The organism is Microbacterium sp. S1037, from assembly GCF_048381605.1.
Taxonomy (GTDB): Bacteria; Actinomycetota; Actinomycetes; order Actinomycetales; family Microbacteriaceae; genus Microbacterium; species Microbacterium testaceum_B.
The window spans coordinates 284781-305323 of record NZ_JBLWIG010000002.1; the positions used below are offsets into that span (position 1 = coordinate 284781).

General features: G+C 70.5%; 12 protein-coding genes. 7 read left to right on the forward strand and 5 right to left on the reverse strand.

Going from position 1 to position 20543, the window contains the following annotated elements; translation table 11 throughout:
- Positions 1-183: 183 nt before the first annotated feature.
- A complete protein-coding gene (locus ACMW4R_RS12060) occupies positions 184-1647 on the reverse strand; it encodes a DEAD/DEAH box helicase (RefSeq protein WP_058626311.1) in 1464 nt (487 codons plus the stop codon).
- A 150-nt stretch (positions 1648-1797) separates the two neighbouring features.
- Between ACMW4R_RS12060 and ACMW4R_RS12065 the strand changes: the two genes are divergently transcribed.
- Complete coding sequence (locus tag ACMW4R_RS12065) at positions 1798-2514, forward strand: ferritin-like fold-containing protein (protein ID WP_058596627.1); 717 nt, start codon at positions 1798-1800, stop codon at positions 2512-2514.
- A gap of 54 nt (positions 2515-2568) precedes the next feature.
- On the opposite strand, the gene ACMW4R_RS12070 is transcribed toward ACMW4R_RS12065, so the two are convergent.
- Together ACMW4R_RS12070 and ACMW4R_RS12075 are read right to left on the reverse strand one after the other, a co-directional pair.
- Positions 2569-2856 (reverse strand): hypothetical protein, encoded by a 288-nt coding sequence (locus tag ACMW4R_RS12070; RefSeq protein WP_058612948.1) that lies wholly within the window; start codon positions 2854-2856, stop codon positions 2569-2571.
- A 10-nt stretch (positions 2857-2866) separates the two neighbouring features.
- Complete coding sequence (locus ACMW4R_RS12075) at positions 2867-3091, reverse strand: DUF3107 domain-containing protein (RefSeq protein WP_058596625.1); 225 nt, start codon at positions 3089-3091, stop codon at positions 2867-2869.
- 200 nt (positions 3092-3291) lie between these two features.
- Between ACMW4R_RS12075 and ACMW4R_RS12080 the strand changes: the two genes are divergently transcribed.
- Both ACMW4R_RS12080 and ACMW4R_RS12085 read left to right on the forward strand, forming a co-directional pair.
- Positions 3292-6414: an ATP-dependent helicase gene (locus ACMW4R_RS12080; protein ID WP_418300025.1), complete on the forward strand. Its 3123-nt coding sequence runs from the start codon at positions 3292-3294 to the stop codon at positions 6412-6414.
- Positions 6411-9698, forward strand: coding sequence for a UvrD-helicase domain-containing protein (locus ACMW4R_RS12085; protein WP_418300026.1), 3288 nt, complete (start codon positions 6411-6413; stop codon positions 9696-9698). Before ACMW4R_RS12080 ends, ACMW4R_RS12085 begins: the two co-directional genes overlap by 4 nt.
- Positions 9699-9714: 16 nt before the next feature.
- Here ACMW4R_RS12085 and ACMW4R_RS12090 read toward each other — a convergent pair whose 3' ends face one another.
- Positions 9715-11142 (reverse strand): aminoglycoside phosphotransferase, encoded by a 1428-nt coding sequence (locus ACMW4R_RS12090; protein ID WP_418300027.1) that lies wholly within the window; start codon positions 11140-11142, stop codon positions 9715-9717.
- Between the two features lie 64 nt (positions 11143-11206).
- Between ACMW4R_RS12090 and nudC the strand changes: the two genes are divergently transcribed.
- On the forward strand, positions 11207-12133 hold the full coding sequence (gene nudC, locus ACMW4R_RS12095) for an NAD(+) diphosphatase (protein ID WP_081318129.1): 927 nt from the start codon (positions 11207-11209) through the stop codon (positions 12131-12133).
- On the forward strand, positions 12130-13914 hold the full coding sequence (locus ACMW4R_RS12100; protein ID WP_418300028.1) for an ATP-dependent helicase: 1785 nt from the start codon (positions 12130-12132) through the stop codon (positions 13912-13914). The genes nudC and ACMW4R_RS12100 overlap by 4 nt, the downstream gene beginning before the upstream one ends.
- A gap of 746 nt (positions 13915-14660) precedes the next feature.
- Here ACMW4R_RS12100 and ACMW4R_RS12105 read toward each other — a convergent pair.
- Positions 14661-16070 (reverse strand): zinc-dependent metalloprotease, encoded by a 1410-nt coding sequence (locus tag ACMW4R_RS12105; RefSeq protein ID WP_058626316.1) that lies wholly within the window; start codon positions 16068-16070, stop codon positions 14661-14663.
- Between the two features lie 126 nt (positions 16071-16196).
- On the opposite strand from ACMW4R_RS12105, the gene ACMW4R_RS12110 reads away from it, so the two are divergent.
- Positions 16197-17336 (forward strand): PDZ domain-containing protein, encoded by a 1140-nt coding sequence (locus ACMW4R_RS12110; RefSeq protein WP_058596619.1) that lies wholly within the window; start codon positions 16197-16199, stop codon positions 17334-17336.
- 42 nt (positions 17337-17378) lie between these two features.
- Positions 17379-20291, forward strand: coding sequence for a UPF0182 family protein (locus tag ACMW4R_RS12115; RefSeq protein ID WP_193752659.1), 2913 nt, complete (start codon positions 17379-17381; stop codon positions 20289-20291).
- The last annotated feature ends 252 nt before the right edge of the window (positions 20292-20543 follow it).

The window sequence follows — 20543 nt, forward strand, 5'->3', positions numbered from 1 at the left end:
CGGAAACGCGTGGAGCACGTGTTTCTGTGAGTGGATCGCGTTTATGGGTGCGGGGCGGCGCGCGTGCGGGTTGGCGGGCGGATGCCGGGGGCCGGGTACGCGATACGGCACCGGTCGATGAGGGACAGGGGCCGGGAACGCGAACGGCGCCGGCCCGCGAGGGACCGGCGCCGCATCGAGGCGTCAGGCGACGGGGGCGGACGGAGCACCGGAGCTCCCGCCGCTGCGGCGACGACGGCGGCGGCGGGGAGCCGCGTTGCCGTCGTGGTGCTCCTTGCCGGCGCCGTCGTGCGTACCGGCTCCGCCCTCGGCGCGCGACGCGCCCTCGGAGTCGGCACCGGCCGCGGCAGCCGTTGCGCCGGACGATCCGCCGCGACGGCGGCGACGACGCGGAGCGCGTTCGCCCTCGGCATCCGGAGTGTCGTTCTTCTTCTCGGACTTCGGCGCGACGGCCTTGGGAGCCGTCACGAGGCGGCCCTTCGTGCCCTCGGGGATGTTGAGGTCGGTGTAGAGGTGCGGGCTCGACGAGTAGGTCTCGGTGGGCTCGGGCTGACCGAACTCGAGCGCGCGGTTGATGAGCGCCCACTTGTGCACGTCGTCCCAGTCGACGAAGGTCACGGCGATGCCGGTACGGCCGGCGCGGCCCGTGCGGCCCGCGCGGTGCAGGTAGGTCTTCTCGTCGTCGGGGATCGTGTGGTTGATCACGTGGGTGACGTCGTTGACGTCGATGCCTCGGGCGGCGACGTCCGTGGCGATGAGCACGTCTTTCTTGCCCGCCTTGAACGCGGCCATCGAGCGCTCCCGAGCCTCTTGGCTCATGTCGCCGTGGACGGCCGCGGCGTTGAAGCCGCGATCGCCGAGCTCGTCGACGAGCTTCTGGGCGGCGCGCTTCGTGCGCGTGAAGATGACGGCCTTCTCGCGTCCCTCGGACTGCAGGATGCGGGCGATGACCTCGTCCTTGTCGAGCGAGTGCGCGCGGTACACGAGGTGCTTGATGTTCGCCTGCGTGAGGCCCTCGTCCGGGTCGTTGGCCCGCATGTGGATGGGGTTCGACATGAAGCGGCGGGCGAGCGCCACGATCGGACCGGGCATGGTGGCCGAGAAGAGCTGCGTGTGACGCACGGCCGGAACCTTGGAGAAGATCTTCTCGATGTCGGCGAGGAAGCCGAGGTCGAGCATCTTGTCGGCCTCGTCGAGGACGACCTCGGTCGCGTGCGAGAGGTCGAGCAGGCGCTGGTTGGCGAGGTCGATGAGGCGGCCCGGGGTGCCGACGACGATCTGCGCGCCGGCCTTGAGCTGGTCGATCTGGCCCTCGTACGCCTTGCCGCCGTAGATCGCGACGACGCTGGTGGGGCGGTTCGAGGTCAGCATGTCCATGTCTTCGTAGACCTGGACGGCCAGCTCACGCGTCGGAACCACGATGAGCGCCTTGACGCCGGGCTCGGGGTTCGGCCCGAGGCGCTGGACGACCGGGATGCCGAAGCCGAACGTCTTGCCCGTACCGGTCTTGGCCTGACCGATGATGTCCTGGCCGGGGAGGCCGAGGGGGATCGTCTGCTCCTGGATCGGGAAGGCTTCGGTGATGCCTTTGGATGCCAGGGCATCGACGATGTCCTGATCGACGCCGAGGTCGGCGAATGTCGTCATGAGCGTGCCTGTTCCGGCGGTGAGAAACCGCCTGGGGAGTCGGATCCACGCCCTCCACTCGTCCACAGGCGCGGGGCCCCGATCCATCGCCGGGGCGTGTCCACTCTACCCAACAGTGTTTCGCGCGCCCTCGACGCCTAGGCTGTAGGCGTGTTCGAGTGGTTCCGTCGTCGTCAGCGCCCGGTCGGTCGAACGCTGCAATTGCGCTCGCGCGGAGACCTCGGCGAGGCCCTGCGCGTCGATTTCGCGGAGCTCGCTCCCGAGATCGAGACCTTCCTCGGACAGGCCGCGTACCTGCAGCTCGGGTTCTTCGAGACGCTCAGCGAGCTCATCGCGCTCACGCCGGAGCTCGCCGAGAAGGAGTCGCTCTCGCGTGCGGCCGGCGCGGCGCTGATCAAGCATCAGGAGCTCGTGGGGCTGATCCGCGAGCGTGGAGCCGACCCGACGCAGCTCATGCTGCCGTTTCGCGAGTCGCTCGACGCGTTCCGGCGCAACACGCACGGGGTGCGTCCGCAGGAAACGATGCTGTCGGTCCACATCACGGCCGGCATGCTCGACGACTTCTACCTCGCGCTGTCGTCGAGCTACGGCGACACCGGTCGCCGCGTCGCGCGCATCCTGCAGGCGGACGACGACCGGCAGGCCATCGTCGACATCCTCGGCGCGGCGATCGAGAGCGACGAAGAGTGGCGCTGGCTTCTCGCGCTCTGGGGGCGGCGCCTGGTGGGGGACACCCTCCTCGTCGCGCGGGCGGCGCTGCGGCATCCGCGCCTCGACCGGGCCGAAGAGGCGAAGGTGGAACCCGTGTTCACCGAGCTCATGGGTGCCCACGCGCGACGAATGGATGCCATGGGCCTGGCCGCCTGAGGCGGGGCCGTCCGGCTTCGGTCGACGCTTCGAGAAGAGGCCTGCGACGCAGACTCAGATGCCCAGGCGGGCGCGGTCGGCGTTGTCGCGCCGGAGGCGGACGCGGGACACCAACGGCACGAGCACGATGGTGGTCAGCACGGGGGCCGCGATCGCGGCGAGCCACAGGATCGGCGACTCGACGGTGAGCCCCGCCCACGTGAGCGCGGTCCACGTCACACCCGACGCAGCCGCACCCGCGAGGGGCGCCAGGGCGACACCCCGGACGTCGCGGTGCGGCAGCGCGAAGTGGACTCCGAGGCCGACGACCGCCCCGATTATCAGGCCGAGGAGGATCTGCATGCGACGGGTGTCAGGCGACGAAGCCCACGCGGCGGGACTCTTCGGTGCCCAGCTCGACGAAAGCGAGGTTCGCGGTCGGCACGATGTAGGAGTTGCCCTTGACGTCGGTGAACGTCACGTGGCTCGCGGAGCTGTCGAGGGCCGAAGCGACCGACGACTTCACGACATCGGAGCTCTCGTTGGTCTCGAAGCTCAGCTCGCGGCCGGTGTTGGTGATGCCGATGCGGATCTCCACGATGCGTCCTTTCCACCCGGGTCGCGGTCGGCCCGGCGTGCTCTTCGACTCTAGGGCAGCCCTCCGACACGGAGCCGCGCCCGAGGCGTCGCTTCGCGGATGGCGAACGCACGCTCGTGAAGACGCGGGGTGCGGGCGTGCGACCCGGTCCGGAGCGTCGGAGAAAGTCGATGTCGGAAGCCGCGGCTAGCGTGGAAGTCATGCTCGATCGCGACACCTCGCCGCCCGTCCTCGACCGGGATCAGCGTGAGGTCGTCGAGGGGGACGCCGAGCGGAGCGGGGTCGTCGTCGGTGCGCCGGGGTCGGGCAAGACCTCGACGCTCGTCGCGCGCGTGCGGCATCTGGTGGAAGCCGGGGTGGATCCGGACCACATCCTCGTCCTGACGCCGACACGGCCCGCGGCGACGGCGCTGCGTGACCCCCTCGCCCTCGCGGTGGGCCGGGCGACATCGGGAGCGCTGGCGCGTTCGCTGGCCTCGTTCGCCTTCCAGCTGGTGCGCGGAGCAGAGGTGCGCCGGGGCAACGAGCCGCCGCAGTTGCTGACCGGCGGAGACGAAGACCAGATCGTGAAAGACCTGCTCGACGGCGACGCCGCAGACGAGGCCGAGGGCTTCTCGCGCTGGCCGGACTGGCTCGGCCCCGCCATCCGGGCGACCCGTGGCTTCCGCGGCGACCTCCGTGCCTTCCTCGCGGAGTGCACCAATCTCGGTCTCAGCCCCGACGACCTGTCGGCCCTGGCCGAGCATCACGACGTGGAGGTGTGGGAGTCGCTGGCCTCGTTCACGCGCGAGTATCGCCACGTCCGGCGACGGATGCGCGGTGCGCACCGGGACGCCGCGGATCTCACCCACGAAGCCGTCGGCATCCTGACCGAGGCGGTGCACGATCGCGAGGTGCTGGGGCGGTTCGCGGCGCTCCGCTGCATCCTCGTGGACGATGCGCAAGAGCTCACCAGCGGTGGGGTCGACCTCCTGCGGGCGTGCCGTGCTCTCGGGATCGGCGTGGTCGCGTTCGGCGATCCCGACGTCGGTTCGGGAGCGTTCCGCGGTGCGACGCCCGAGAACTTCGCGCGGCTCACCCGGGAGCTGGGAGACCTCGCGACGCTCGGAACGGTGCACAGGGGGACCCCCGAACAGGTCGATCTCGTGCGGACGGTGGCCGCGCGCATCGGTGCCGCGGGCATCGTGGCGCACCGGCGCGCCCCCGAGGGTGCGGCGCCTACCGGTTCCGTCCGCACATTCCTCTTGCGGTCCCCGGCCGAGGAGGCCGACGCGATCGCGCGCCTCCTGCGTGAACGTCATGTGCTCGACGGAGTGCCGTGGGGGGCGTGCGCCGTGATCGCCCACGATTCGCGGCAGGTCGCCGCACTCGAAGCAGAACTCGCCGCTCGAGAGGTGCCGGCACGGTCGAGCGGTCCGGGCGTCGCGCTCGGCGCCCAGCGCCCCGTACGCGATCTCGTCGCACTCGTCGAGTTGGGCGCGGCGGACCCCCTCGACTGGTCGCCCGAGTCGATCGGAGACGCGCTGCTCGGGACCTTCGGCGGCTTCGACCCCATCGAACTCCGTCGGCTGCGTACCGAACTCCGGCACCAAGAGCTGCAGGAGGGCGGTACCCGCTCGGCGGGCGAGGTCCTCGCGTCGGGCCTGCGGCATCCCCTCGAGTTCGCGTCGATCGACTCGCGGGAGGCACGCCGGGCGGCTCGGCTCGCGGAAACGCTCGCGGTCCTGCGGAGACAGTCGGCGGAGCACGCGACGGCGCACGAGCTGCTGTGGACGGCATGGGAGCGCAGCGGGCTCGCGCGGTCGTGGCGCGAGACGGCGCGCGGGCAGGGACCGCTCGCGGAGCAGGCGGATCGCGACCTCGACGCGGTCGTCGCGCTGTTCCAAGCGGCGAAACGCTTCACCGAACGCGAACCCGACGGAGAAGCGGCCGTCTTCCTCCGGGCGATCCTCGACAGCGATGTAGCAGAAGACCGCATCGAGCAGCCGGCGGTGATCGACGCCGTGCGCGTCCTCACGCCCGCGGCGGCCGCGGGAACCGCGTTCGACACCGTGATCGTCGCCGGCGTGCAGGACGGGATCTGGCCGAACACGCGCTTGCGTGGCGGACTGCTCGAGACGTGGCGTCTCGCCGACGCCGTGCAGTTCCCCGACCTGCCCGCGGCGGGCATGCTCGACCGCCGTCGCTCGGCGATGCACGACGAACTGCGGCTGTTCGTGCGCGCGATCTCTCGCGCCGGGACCCAGCTCATCGTGACCGCTGTCGACGACGACGACACCGGGCCGAGCGTGCTGTTCGAGATGCTGCCCACGCCGGAGCCGGCATCCGCGATCCCCGAGCATCCCCTGTCGCTGCGGGGACTCGTCGCCCGCCACCGTCGGGCGCTGACCTCGCCTCGCGTCCCGGCCGCGGAGCGTCGCCATGCCGCCGGTCAGCTCGCGCTGCTCGCTGCCGCCGACGTCGCGGGGGCCGCTCCCGAGCAGTGGTACGGCGTCGCGGCGCCCACGTCGACGGCACCCCTGCGAGACCTCACGCGCGAAGACGTGCGGGTCTCGCCCTCGCGGCTGCACACGCTCGAGGAGTGCGAGCTGAACTGGGTGATCGCCGACCTCGGCGGCGACCGCAGCGGCACGACGGCGGGCATCGGCACGATCATCCACGCGGCCCTCGAGACGGCGGCATCCACCTCCGAGGACGATCTCTGGGCAGTCGTCGAGGAGCGGTGGGGAGAGCTGGTCTTCGATGCCGCCTGGCGGGAGCGCGCCGAGCGGACGCGCGCGCGCGACCTCGTCCGGCGCCTGGCGACGTATCTTCGCCGCTTCGACGATGCCGGCGGCCGGCTCATCGGCGCGGAGCGGCACTTCGAGGTTCCGATTCCGCTCGACGATGCGGGTGAACACGGTGCGGTGGTCAGTGGCGATATCGACCGCGTCGAGGTGACGGCATCCGGACAGGCGGTGATCGTCGACCTCAAGACGGGGAAGAACGAACCGCAGACGGATGCCAAGGTCGCCGACAACCCGCAGCTGGCGGCGTACCAGTTGGCGTTCGCTTCGGGGGCGATCGAGAACACCGAAGGACTGACGCCCGGCGGCGCGAAACTCCTGGTCCTGCGGCCGAGTGCGGTCACGAAGGACTACGCCGAGCCCCTCCAGCCGCCGTTCGACGACCAGGCGCGCACCGCTTTCGTCGAGCGCGTGCAGAGGGCCGTGGGCGTGATGAGGGGCGGAACGTTCGCCGCGCCCTACGAGGTGCATTGCCGCGACGAGTTCTCGTACGGACTCTGCCGCATCCACACGGTGTCGGCGGTGAGCGCCTCGTGAGCCCGACACTCTCCGCGGCGACGATCGCCGCGGCGCTGGGGCAGTTCCCGCCCACGCCCGAGCAGACCGCCGTCATCGAATCGCCGCTGGCCCCGGCGCTCGTCGTGGCCGGAGCGGGAAGCGGAAAGACCGAGACGATGGCGGGGCGCGTCGTCTGGCTGGTCGCCAACGGCATCGTCCGTCGCGATGAAGTGCTCGGCCTGACCTTCACGCGTAAGGCGGCGGGCGAACTGGCCGAACGCATCCAGCGGCGCCTGCAGAGGCTCTCGGAGTTCGAGACGCGCGGTCTTCTGCCCCTGCTGCCACGCCTCCATGCTGCCGGGCGCCTCGCGATCTTCGCCGAGCTCGCCGCGCGAGAGGGAGCGCGGGGCGACACGGCGCGACGCGAGGTCCTCGATGCCCTCGCCGACGAGTTCGCGGCACCCGCCACGGGCGACGGCGACGGCGACCAGCTGCTGCACCGTCCGACCGTCTCGACCTACAACAGCTTCGCCGATTCGCTCGTTCGAGAGCACGGGCTGCGGATCGGGCGCGACGCCGAGTCCGCGATCCTCTCCGAGTCCGCGGCGTGGCTCCTGATGCGACGAGTGGTCCTCATGTCCGACGACCCGCGTCTCGAGGAGCGGCAGGAGTCGCCCCGCACCTTGATCGACGCCGCGCTGCGCATCGCGCGCGACGGAGTGGACAACCTCGTCGACCTCGAACGCCTCGCCGCCTTCCCCGATGAGTTCGGCCGTGTCGTCGAACGACCCTCCACTTCCGCGCGCGTCACCGTCTACAAAGACGTCGCCGATGCGGCCGCGCGCGTGTCCGCCCTCGGTCTGCTCGCGACGCTCGCCGCGGATTACGACCGTGAAAAGACCCGGCTGGGTGTCATGGACTTCGCCGATCAGGTGGCCGGTGCGCTGCGGATCGTCCGAGAGCACCCCGCCGTCGTGTCCGAACTGCGGTCGCGTTACCGCGTCGTTCTCCTCGACGAGTACCAGGACACGTCGGTCGTCCAGACCGATCTGCTCTCGACCCTCTTCGCGGGCACGGGCGTGATGGCCGTTGGCGACCCCCATCAGGCGATCTACGCGTGGCGCGGCGCGAGCGCCGGCAATCTGGGCGGATTCCCCGCCGCGTTCTCTCCGGACGGGGGATGCCGACACTTCTCACTGCTGACCAGTTGGCGCAACAGCGCGCGCGTCCTCGACGCCGCCAACGCCGTCCTCGCTCCGCTCGCGAACCGATCGCCCATCGCGGTCGAGGCGCTCCGTGCGCGCCCGGGCGCGCCCGACGGCCTCGTCGAACTCGTCTTCGAGAACGATCTCGACACCGAGGCGGATCGCGTCGCGTCATGGTTCGCCGGCGTTCGCGCCGCGCGTCAGGCTCAGAATCTCGGCACGACCGGAGCGATCCTGTTCCGCAGCAAGAAGCACATGGTGCGTTTCGGCGACGCGCTCGGCCGCCGTGGCATCCCGCACCGGATCCTCGGGCTCGGCGGCCTGCTGACGACGCCCGAGGTCGTCGACGTCGTGTCCGCCCTGCGCGTGATCAGCGATCCCGAGGCGGGTTCCGCGCTGATCCGCCTGTTGTCCGGACCGCGGTGGGCGGTGGGGTTGGCGGATCTGCGCGCGCTCGCCCAGCTCGCGCGGCGTCTCGCCACGCACGACGTGGCCCTGCGTCCGCTCGAGCGCGACGTCGTCGAACGGCTGCGAGCCACGCCCGGCGGGGACAGCGCATCTCTCGTCGATGCGCTCGACTTCATCGCCCGGCAGAGCGACGATCACGGTTGGCTCTCCGACATCACGCCGGAGGGGCGATCGCGTCTGCGCGAGGCCGGCGCGGTCTTCGCGGGCCTGCGCCGAAGCATCGGCGCCCCCATCCCCGAACTCATCCGCTTGATCGAAGCCGAACTCCGCCTCGACATCGAGCTTGCCGCCAACGAATCGCGCGGACCTGCGCGCATCGCCTCGGCGCAGTTGCGCGCGTTCGTCGACGAGATCCGCGGGTTCCTCGCCGCTGACGAGTCCGGTTCGGTGACGAGCCTCCTGGCCTGGCTCGACCACGCCGAGCAAGCGGACGAGTTCGCGCCGCGCACCGAGCCGCCCGAGGACGACGTGGTCCAGCTCTTGACCATCCACGGCTCCAAGGGGCTGGAGTGGGATGCCGTCGCGGTCGTGCGTCTGGTGACCGACGAGCTTCCGTCGTTGCCGCGCGACACCAAGGGGTGGTTGGGGTTCGGCATCCTGCCCTCCGATTTCCGCGGCGACGCGGCGTGGCTGCCCGTTCTCGGGTGGAGGGGTGCCGAGACACAGCAGGAGCTGAAGGCGGCCATCGACGACTTCGTCGCCGCGAATCGCGCGCGCCAGCTCGATGAGGACCGTCGCCTGGCGTACGTCGCCTTCACCCGCGCGCGCGACCACCTCCTGCTGTCGGGGTCGACGTGGTCGGGCACGAAGAAGCCGCGCCGGCCGAGCGTGTTCCTCGACGAGGCCGCAGAGGCCCTGGAGCTCGATCTCGTGGTGGACGACGCGGGAGAAGACCCGTACGACGGGGAGCGGCGCCTGCTGCAGTGGCCGCTCGACCCCCTCGGCTCGCGTCGCACGGCCGTGACGGCTGCGGCCGCGGACGTCGCCGCCGCGCGGAGTGCGGCGCCGGTAGAGCCGGATGCGGACCTCGCGCTGCTCCTCGCCGAGCGTGCCGCGCGCTTGCGACCGCTCCACGCCCCGGCACCGACGCGTATCCCCGCGTCACGTTTCAAGGACTTCGTCGCCGACTACGGCGCCGCAGTCGACGAGGTCCGACGGCCGATGCCTGAGCGTCCGTACCGGCAGACGCGTCTCGGAACGCTGTTTCACGCCTGGGTCGAGCAGCGCTCAGGACTCGTGGGCGCCGGAGTCGGCTTGGACGACGGAGCCCTGTGGGATGACGACGAGATCGGAGCGTCGGCCGCCGATGCGGCGGAGCTCGAGCGGTTGCGCGAGTGTTTCGAACGGTCCGAATGGGCGACCCTCCAGCCCCTCGAGGTCGAGACCGAGATCGATTTCGTCACGCGACGCCTCGACGGCCGCGACCACGTCGTGATCTGCAAGCTCGACGCGGTGTACCGACGCGGGGACCGCTACGAGATCGTCGACTGGAAGACGGGGAAGCCCCCGGCCACGGCCGAGGACCGGCGGTCCCGCATGGTCCAGCTCGAGCTCTATCGGGAGGCGTATCACGCGAAGCACGGCATTCCGCTCGATGCGATCGACGTCGTGCTGTTCTACGTCGGAGACGAGCTGGTCCTCCGCGGGTGACCCGCGCGCGGTGCGCTCAGACGTTGTCGCCCGTCACGCCCCAGCGACGCAGGGCCGCGCGGCTCGCCCGCGCGGCATCCTCCTCGTCGTCGTGTCCCACGGCGTCGTCCGCGGCGGCGGCGTCAGCGTCGTCAGCTGCCGCGGCGTCGCCGCGAACGTCGAGTCCGGGGGCCTCCTGGCTCGAAGACTCGGCGTCCGACCGGTCTGTGCGCCACGGCGCGTCGGTCCACCCGTCGAGGTCGATCGGCGCGGTCGGACCGGGTTCCTCGCTGAGGGCCGGGGGCAGATCCACAGCGTCGGATGGAGTCGTCGCCCGGGGGAAGTCATCGTCGGCCAGAGCGGCGGCGAGACCCGCGGCCGCAGCCTCGCGGTCACGCTCCGCGGAGAGGTAGAGCGAAAGGGCCTCGGGATCGTACGCGTCGGTCTGCATCGATGTGTCGACGCCCCCGATCACCGCCGGGGGGACCTTCTCGACGAGGGCGAGCGCGTCGTCGATGTCCGTGCGCGAGTCGGCCACGATGTGGTCGCCTCGAACCCCCTCGACCAGCGCCTCCAGGAGGGCGACGGCGTCCGACACGACCACCGCGTCGCCGGCGTCGTACCCGTGGACGAGCCAGCGCGCGAACTCGAGCTCGGCGTACAGGCGCGCTCTCTCGCGGAGAAGAGCGTCGGGGGAGCGGTCACCGGCGGCGGTATAGCCGGCGAAGACATCGTCAGCGGCAAGGGGCGCGGATGCCAGCCACCGCAGGTCGACGGCGGGATCGCCGACGCTCAGCCCCGACCACTCGAGCACACCGGTCACGTGCGGGATCTCGTCGTCGTCGTCTTCCAGCAGGATGGAGGAGCTCGTCGCACCCCCGAGGACCACAGCCGATTCGAAGCGCCACAGCTCGTCTTCTCGGAGCGCCTGCCTCCATCGCAGCATGAGACCGTCGGGAACGCGGTCCGTGCCGTCGGCGCGGTCGAGCAGGCGGGCCGTGTCGTCGCGCACCTGCTCGGGGGAGCGGACCGGAAGGCCGTCGGTGCGGACGATCGAAACGGGGAGCGCGTGAATGGCCGCGAAGGCACCGCCGATGGCCGAAGCGTAACCGGGACCCTTCGGCAGGTGCGCCGGGTCGATGCGATAGCCCTCGAGGTGGGTCGTGACGAGGACGCGGTCGATGCCGGATCCGTTCTCGCCGAGCACTTCGGGAACGGCGAAGGGGAGGAGGGCCCGCACCCCGGGGGTCAGGGCGTGCAGCGCGCGAGACTCGGCGGCGAGGTCTGATGCGAACTCCTCCGCTGAGGGGCGGCGCACGACAGCGGTCCGTCCGTCGTCGAGATGGACGAGCGCGGCGTCGAAGCGGCCCGCGGCGTTCTCGGTGAGCGCTCCGACGCGCGTCACGCCGATCCGGGGGAGGGCCGCCGTCACCGACGCGGCTAGAGTGAGGGGCGAGCGGGCCATGCACCCAGGGTAGGTCGCGTGCTCGCTCCTTCCCCTTGCGCCACGCCCTTGAGAGAGGTGTTCGATGCCGCTGCCCGTCCCGGTGCCGCCCGATTCCCCGTCTCCCGCTCGATGGCCGGGCGGCGCGCTCGACAGGCGCGGTGACGAGCGCGCCGCCGAGGATCTCGTGTCGCGCGAGCGCGCGGCATCCGGAACCCGTGTTCTCGCCGTACGGGGGGACGCGACGCCCGTCGACGATGGGCGTTTGGCACTACTCCGCACCGATGATGTCGGGCAGACGATCGAGTGGGCCTTTCTGGGGCGCGACGACAACGATGACGCCCTTCTTCTCGCCGTCATCGATGACGACGACGACCTGCAACTCTCCCCGTCTGTCGAGTGGGGCAGACTCCGGAGCATCGGGGGCGATCTGCCCGCGGACGAGTCGGAGATCTTCGCCACCGCGGTGGCCCTCGCCGGGTGGCTGCGCGACGCGCCGTTCTGCCCTGCGTGCGGAACGCGCACCGAGCTTCGTCATGCCGGGTGGTCGCGCCACTGTCCTCGCTGCGGACGGGAGCACTTCCCGCGCACCGACCCCGCGGTGATCGTGCTGCTCTCGTCGGCGACCGATCCCGACCGAATCCTCCTCGGTGCGAACGCCGCGTGGGGCGGGGGTCGGTACTCGTGTTTCGCCGGTTTCGCGGAAGCCGGCGAGTCACTGGAGGACGCGGTCGCGCGCGAGATCCTCGAGGAGGCCGGAGTACGCCTGCAGGACGTGCAGTATCGCGGCTCGCAGGTGTGGCCCTACCCGCGCTCGCTCATGCTCGGTTTCCGTGCCCGCATCCTCGACGACACCGAGGTCCGCGCCGACGGCGAGGAGATCGTCGAGGTCCGCTGGTTCGATCGGGAGCAGATCGGCGCGGCGCTGCGCGGGGAGGATGCCGTGCAGTTGCCGGGAACCTCCTCCATCGCCCGTCGACTGATCGAGGACTGGTACGGGGGCGCCGCGTGACCTCCGACGCGCTCGACGGACTCGACGAGCACCAGCTGGAGGCGGCACGCGCGCTGCGCGGGCCCGTCTGCGTCCTGGCTGGGGCGGGAACGGGAAAGACCCGCGTGATCACGCGCCGCATCGCGCACGGTGTCGACACGGGTGCTTATTCGCCGCAGCGAGTGATGGCCGTCACCTTCACGGCGAAGGCCGCAGGGGAGATGCGCGGACGGCTGCGCGCCCTGGGAGTGAGCGGGGTGTCCGCTCGCACCTTCCACGCCGCTGCTCTCGCTCAGGTGAACTACTTCTGGCCGACGCTGGCCGCCGACCAGGCGCCGTCGATCATCGACAACAAGGTGCGCATGCTCGCTCACGCCGCGGACGGCATCGGGCTCGCTCCCGACACCGCGACCCTGCGCGATGTGGCCGCGCAGATCGAGTGGCGCAAAGTGACGATGCGATCCATCGAGCAGTATGCCGCGGCGCGTCCCGACGGGGTCGGACGACTTCGCGTGGAACAGGTCGTCGACCTTCAGCGGGCGTATGAGAAGTTGAAGGACGAACGGCGGCAGATGGACTTCGAGGACGTCCTCCTCACCTGCGCCGGAATGATCGAGGCGGAGCCCCGCGTGGCCGCGGCGGTTCACGAGCAGTATCGGCATTTCACCGTCGATGAGTTCCAGGACGTCTCGCCCTTGCAGAACCGTCTGCTCGAACTTTGGCTCGGCGATCGGCGTGATCTGTGCGTCGTCGGTGACGCGAGCCAGACGATCTACTCCTTCACCGGGGCCGACGCACGCTACCTCCTCGAGTTCGACCGGACGTACGACGACGCCCGCGTCGTTCGGCTCGAGCGCAACTACCGCTCCACCGGTGCGGTGCTCGCGGTGGCGAACGATCTCATGCGCGGCCGAGCCGGTGCCCTCGAGCTCGTCGCGGCGCGCGATGGCGACGCCTCCGTGCCCGCGGCGCGCGATGGCGACGACCCCCTCCCCGCGGTACGCGCGTACGACGATGACGAAGCCGAGGCCGTCGGGATCGCCGCCGAGGTCGCCGGGATCATCGCCGCCGGTGCCGATCCCGACAGCATCGCGATCCTTTACCGCTCGCACGCGCAGTCCGCGGTCGTCTTGAACGCTCTTTCGTCTCGTGGAATCGCGGCCACGGTGCTCGGCGGCCGCAAGTTCTTCGACATGCCGGAGGTGCGCCAGGCCTTGATGGCTCTGCGCGCCGCTTCCGTCGCTCCGGTGGAGACGGGCTTCCTGGCGACGGTCCGCGACGTCCTGCGCGGGGTCGGGCTGACGGATGATCCGCCGCAGGCGGGCGGGGCGCTCCGCGATGGCTGGGAGGCTCGCGCGGCGCTGCTTCGTCTCGCAGAGGAAGCGGCTCCCGGCACCGACCTGCGCTCGTTCACCGACGATCTGCAGGCGAGGGCGCGCGACCAGCACGAGCCCGCGACACGCACGGTCACCCTTTCGACGCTGCACGCGGCGAAAGGACTGGAGTGGGATCACGTCTTCCTCATCGGCGTGAGCGAGGGCCTTCTCCCCATCTCGTACGCCACAACCTTCGAAGCCGTCGACGAGGAGCGTCGTCTCGCGTACGTCGGTGTCACGAGAGCAGCCCGCTCGCTGACGGTGAGCTGGGCTCGAGGTCGTGGCCGGGCGGATCGGGAGCCGTCGCGTTTCCTTCGAGAGATCGGCACCGGCAGTCTTCGCTCGGCCGATGCTCTTCCCAGACACGCCGGAGCGAGTCGACGCGCAGGCGCAGCGAGCGGGACGGGACGCCCGGTCGTGCGCTGAGCAGGTGCCGAGCGGCGCGGCCCGCCTCCGCGGCCAAAGCGACATCGGCGGTCGCGCACCGCCGAGCGAGTAGTTGCGCCGCGAGAAGCGGCCATGAACCGTCGAGGCGCTGGGCCGTGGCATCCAGACACGACAAGCACGCCGTGCGTCCGGGGTGGACGACGGGACCGATGGTCGCGCTTGATCCGTCGAGAACCAGGGGCAGGTGCACGACACCCTCGCGGAGCAGGGTCGATGCCCGGCGAGGATCCACGCGATGCGCCGCGAGGAGCACGACGCGCGAGCCGGCCGCGACCGGCGCCGTGTCGGCGCCCGCCCACGCGACGAGCCGACTCCGCGCCGGCAGGGCGGCGAGCACCGCGCGGACGACGGCCGTGGGCAGGTCGTCGGCGGTCTGCACCACGAACGTCCCGGGGCGTCGGGAGCGCACGAGCGCGGGGGAGAGCGCCGTGAGCAGCGCATCGGCGTCGGCGTCGGCGTTCGGAGCGCGATGCAGGCGTGCGAGCGCGCGGAGCTCGCTGCGCGTCGTCCCCGCTTCGAGGGCGTCGATCGCGCGTTCCATCCACGGCGCCGAGTGCTCGACGCGGGCGCGGGCGGGCGCGCCGAACTGCACGGTTCCGTCGGAGCGGAAGAGCGGGGGAGCGGCCTGGTCGAGTCGGATCATCCACCGATGATCTCGGGCTCTCGGGTGCCGCCCCCGCCTGTCCACACGCCACACGACCTCCCCGGCGGTTGGGGAGGAAGAGTCAGACCGGGCGCTGGTCGCCCGGTGTCCCCTCGTCGCCGTCGGACTCCTCACGGCCCGGAGCGCCGTCACGGTCACGGTCGGCGAGATTCTCCTCCGCCAGCAACTGGGCGAGCGCGTCGTCCATGGCATCCGTCGGGGCGGCCTCGCCGCGCGACGCGGCGACGACCCGTTCCACCAGGCGTGCCGGATCGTCGATGTCCTCTGCCGACGGCATGAGGTCGGGGTAGTCCCAGAGGGCGTCACGGCCGGCCACGCCGACCGCGTCGGTGACGGCGCGCCACATCGCCGCGGCCTCGCGCATACGGCGCGGGCGCAGCTCCAGCCCGACGAGCGAACCGAGAGCCTGCTCGGCGGGACCGCCCACCGCGCGACGGCGTCGCACCGCCTCGGCGATACGTGCTGCGGCGGGCAGGCGGGACGTCGCGTCCTCCGTGACGACGTCGACCCAGCCCTCGATGGTGGCGAGCAGGTTCTCGAGGCGCGTCAGCGCCGCGGTCTGCTCCTCGGAGCGCGCGGGGAGCAGCGCACCGCTCTCCAACGCGCTGCGGAGCTCCTCGGGCTGCGAGGGGTCGAACCGCGACGCGAGGTCTTCGAGGGCGTCGGTGTCGACGCGGATACCGTGCGCGAAATCGCGCACCTGGGAGATCACGTGCAGTCGCAGCCAGCGCGCGTGCCGGAAGAGACGTGCGTGGGCGAGTTCGCGCGTCGCGAGATACAGCGCGAGCTGATCGTCGGGGATCTCGAGATCGCGACCGAAATCGGCGAAGTTCTGCGGCAGGATCGCGGCTTCGCCGTCGGGCATGACCGGGATGCCGACATCTCCACCGCCGACGACCTCGGTGGAGAGCCGACCCACGACGTGGCCGAGCTGCGTCGCGAACAACGAACCGCCGACGGTGCGCATCAGGCGACCGGCTCCCGCGATCATCTCTTGCATGTCGTCGGGAGCCTGCTGGCCCAGAGCGTCGGTGAGCGCGTCGGCGATGCTCGTCGCGACGGGCTCGGCGAGCTCTTGCCACACGGGCAGGGTCGCGCTGACCCAGGCGCCACGCGTGACGGCGCGAGCGGGCTGTGGGAGGTCGGCGATGTTCGTCGCCTCGCCGAGCCAGAGGTTCGCCAGCGCGAAGGCTTGCGACAGGTCGCTGCTCTGGCCCGAGGTGACGCCCAGCCCGTCCTGGTTGGCGATGTGCAGGGCCTGGCGTTCGGCCAGGCTCCAGTCCACGCCCTCCTGGGTGCCCGCGAACGCGCCCTGCAGCTGGCTCATCACGGCCTGCAGCATCGCGGGGTCGATCTGCATGCCCGACAGCCGGGAGAGCTGTTCGGGATCGATGCCGGTCATGTCGCCCGACATCAGGCGACGCATGAGCTCCTGGAACTCTTCTTCAGGGTTCCGGTCGTCGTCTGCCACTTCTTCGCCTCTCAGCCAGGTCAAGGGGAACGGGATCTACGCTAGTCGCACGTTTCCTCGCTCTCCCCGGCTCGGCTCCACGCCGCTTACGCCGCGCGCGAACGATCCCCGGTAAAGGTAGGACCCGTGACCCTGTTCGACGAGAACGTCTCCGTCGTGCCCGCTCCCGCACGCCGACGGTCGCGCACCACCCTGTTCGGGTTGTGGTCCCTCGCCGTCGCGGTCGTCGTGCTCTTCGTGCTCACCTTCCTGCCGACCGCGTACGTGATCCAACAGCCCGGACCGGTGCTCGACACGCTCGGAACGTCGAAGAACGCCGACGGCGTCGATGTGCCCCTCATCTCCGTGCCGAACGAGAAGAACGATCCCACGACGGGCCAGCTCGACCTTCTCACCGTCCAGGTCAATGGCAACCGCGAGCGCCGACCCTCGTGGATCGAACTGGCGGCCGCGTGGTTCGACCCCTCCCGCGCGGTCATCCCGATCGACCGGATCTTCCCCGAGGGGCAGACGACGGAGCAGCGCAACACCGAGAACGCGGACTTGATGTCGGACTCACAGCTCGAGGCTTCGGCGGCGGCGTTGCGCCAGCTCGGATACGACGTCCCCCAGGTCATCTCGGTGGCAAGCGTCACCGCCGACGGTGCTGCCGCGGGTCTGCTCGAGGCGGGCGACGTCATCGAGTCCGTCGACGGAACCGCCACCCCGACGGCGGACGACGTCAAGGCCGCCATCCAGGCCGCGGGCGGTCAGCCCGTGACCTTCGGGATCGACCGGGACGGCACACCGACGACCGTGACCGTCACCCCGCGGCAGGGCGATGTCAATGGACAGCAGCAGTGGCTCGTCGGCATCTCGCTCGCCCTCGGATTCGACCTCCCCGTCGACGTCAAGATCCAGCTCAACGACATCGGCGGCCCGAGCGCGGGCATGATGTTCGCGCTCGGCATCATCGACAAGATGTCGCCCGGCGACCTCACCGGCGGGCAGCACATCGCCGGCACCGGCACGATCGACGAGCAGGGGCAGGTCGGTGCGATCGGCGGCATCCGTCAGAAGCTCTACGGGGCTCGGGATGCCGGTGCAACCTGGTTCCTCGCCCCGTCGGCGAACTGCAACGAGGTCGTGGGTCATGTGCCGAACGGCATCCGGGTGTTCTCGGTGTCGACACTCTCTGACTCCCTGAAGGTGCTGGAGACGATTCGCGACGGCGGCGACCTCGACGCCCTGCCGACCTGCGAGGCGGGCAACAGCACGGGATCGTAGTATCCACGGCTCACCCACAGTGGTCGCGCCTAGGATGAGGTGGTGACCACGACCTCAGCGCCGAACCAGGCCACGCCGCCGAACCGCTCCCGACGAATCATCTCGATCAGCTTGGCGATCATCGCCGCGTTGGTGGTGGCCTTCTTCGTCTTCGCGAACCTCTACGCCGACTGGATGTGGTTCGCCCAGCTCGGGTTCACGACCGTGCTGACCACGCAGTGGATCGCGCGGGCCGTGATGTTCGCCGTCGGGTTCGTCGCGATGGCCGTGCCGGTATGGGCGGCGATCCAGCTGGCCTACCGGCTGCGTCCCGTCTACGCGCGGCTGAGCTCTCAGCTCGACCGCTACCAGGAGGTCGTCGAGCCCCTGCGGCGCCTGGCGATGTGGGGGATCCCGATCTTCTTCGGCTTCTTCGCCGGCTTCGCGGCATCCGCGCAGTGGGAGACGACCTGGCTGTGGGCGAACGGGGTGCAGACCGCGGTGACCGACCCGCAGTTCGGTCTCGACACCGGGTTCTACATGTTCGCGATGCCGTTCTACACGGCGGTCCTGGGCTTCGCGTCCGCCGTCGCGCTCGTCTCGCTCCTTCTGACCGCCGTGGTGTCCTACCTCTACGGATCCGTTCGCGTGGGCCAGCGTGAGCTGCGCATCTCGAAGGCCGCGCGCATCCAGCTGGCGGTCCTCGCCGGTCTCTACCTGCTCCTGCAGGGCGCCAGCCTCTGGCTCGACCGCTACCGCACGCTCATCCAGCCGGACGACCGCATCACGGGCCCGGGCTATGTGGGTGCGAACGCGGTGATCCCCGGCCAGACGATCCTGGCGATCGCCGCGGTGATCGTGGCGTTGGCCTTCTTCGTCACCGCGTTCATCGGCCGGTGGCGCTACCCCCTGATCGCGACAGCGCTGCTCGTCGTCTCGGCGATCGTCGTCGGTGCTGCGATCCCGTGGGCGGTGAACACGTTCCAGGTGCGACCGAACCAGCTGTCGCTCGAGAGCCAGTACTACCAGCGCAACCTCGACAGCACGAAGACCGCGTACGGCATCGACAAGGTCGAGAAAGAGAACTTCGAGGCCACGACGACGGCGCAGGCCGGTCAGTTGCGCAACGATGCGGCATCCACCGCCCAGCTGCGCATCATGGACCCGGCCATCATCGGCCCCACCGTCCGCCAGCTCGAGCAGTACCGCTCGTACTACCAGTTCGCGGAGCCGCTCGACGTCGACCGCTACCAGATCAACGGGCAGAGTCAGGATGCCGTCGTGTCGCTCCGAGAGCTGAACACGAGTCAGCTCGGCGACGCCAACTCGTGGCAGAACTCGACCCTCGTGTACACGCACGGGTACGGCATGGTGGCCGCCGCCGGAAACGAACGCACGGCCGACGGCGACCCCGTCTTCCTCGAGCGGGCCATCCCGGGAACGGGCTTCCTCACCGACCTGAACTACGAGCCCCGCGTGTACTTCGGTGAGCAGTCGCCGCAGTACTCGATCGTCGGCGGACCCGAGGGCGGCGAAGACATCGAGCTCGACTACCCGCTCGGCGCCGACGGAGGCACCGAGACGCGCACCACGTTCCGCGGGAACGGCGGTCCGAGCGTCGGCAACGTCTTCAACCGCCTCATCTACGCGCTGAAGTTCCAGTCGGAACAGATCCTCTTCTCGGACTACGTCAACGCGGACTCGCAGATCCTCTACGACCGCAACCCCAAGGAGCGCGTTCAGAAGGTCGCCCCCTACCTGACGCTCGACAGCGACCCGTACCCGACCGTGGTCGACGGGCGCATCAAGTGGGTCGTCGACGGGTACACGACGAGCGCGAACTACCCGTACTCGACCGGTGTGTCGCTGTCGCGCGCGATCGCCGACTCGAACAACCCGGCTCCGACGTACGCGCTGGATGACATCAACTACATCCGCAACTCGGTGAAGGCGACGGTCGACGCGTACGACGGCAGTGTGACCCTCTACGCGTGGGACGACCAGGACCCGGTCCTCCAGACCTGGCAGAAGATCTACCCGTCGACGCTCCAACCCTGGAGCGAGATGTCGGCCGACCTCATGAGCCACGTGCGCTACCCGACCGACCTCATGAAGGTGCAGCGGTCGATGCTCGGCGTGTACCACGTCGACGACGCCCGGTCCTTCTTCCAGCAGGACAACCGGTGGGCGACGCCGAACGACCCGCAGAACGCGAACGAGCTCCAGCCGCCGTACTACCTGACGATGAAGATGCCGAGTCAGGATGCGCCGTCGTACTCGATGTTCACGAGCTTCATCCCGGCGTCCCAGGGTGGTCAGGCGCGCAACGTGCTCACGGGCTATCTCGCGGTCGATTCCAACGCCGGTGACGAGAAGGGCACGAAACGCGACGACTACGGGCGATTGCGCATGCTCGTGATCGACGCGGCGACCACGGTGCCCGGCCCCGGTCAGGTGCAGAACACGTTCGACTCGGATACGAACGTGTCGTCGCAGATCAACATCCTCCAGCAGGGGCAGTCGCAGGTGCTCAACGGCAACCTGCTGACGCTCCCCGTGGGCGGTGGTCTGCTTTACGTGCAGCCCGTGTTCGTGCAGTCGTCCGGTGATACGAAGCTGCCGCAGCTCCGCCGCGTCCTGGTCGCCTTCGGTGACAAGATCGCGTTCGAGAACACGCTGAGCGAGGCGCTCGACGCCCTCTTCGGCGGAGACTCGGGGGCCGACACGGGAGATGAGTCGGTGACCCCGACGGATCAGGCGGAGAACCCGACTCCGTCGACTCCGACCGCCCCGGCCGGTGACTACGCCGCCGCGCTGCAGGAAGCGCGCGACGCGCTGACGGCGCGCCAGCAGGCGCTCTCGAGCGGAGACCTCTCGGCCTTCGCCACGCAGGACGCGCGACTCACCGCAGCGGTCCAGCGCCTGCTCGAGCTCCAGGCCCCGTCCTCGGGGAGCACCGAGAACCAGGGCGGCTGACGCCCGGTCCACGACGAACGCCGGTGCCCCGCTTCCGCGGGCACCGGCGTTCGCCGTTCGCGCCGCGCCCCGCCTCGCGCGGCCCCGTGCGCCGGCATCGGCCCCGCGCCCCGGCATCCATCACCCCCGTCGAGTGTCCAAGACACGCCGTAACCGGCACCGGGATAACGGCGTGTCTTGGACACTCGACGGGGACGCCACCGCACGCGTCGGGCATCGCAATCGCCGGGCGCCGCGTGCGCCGGGCATCGC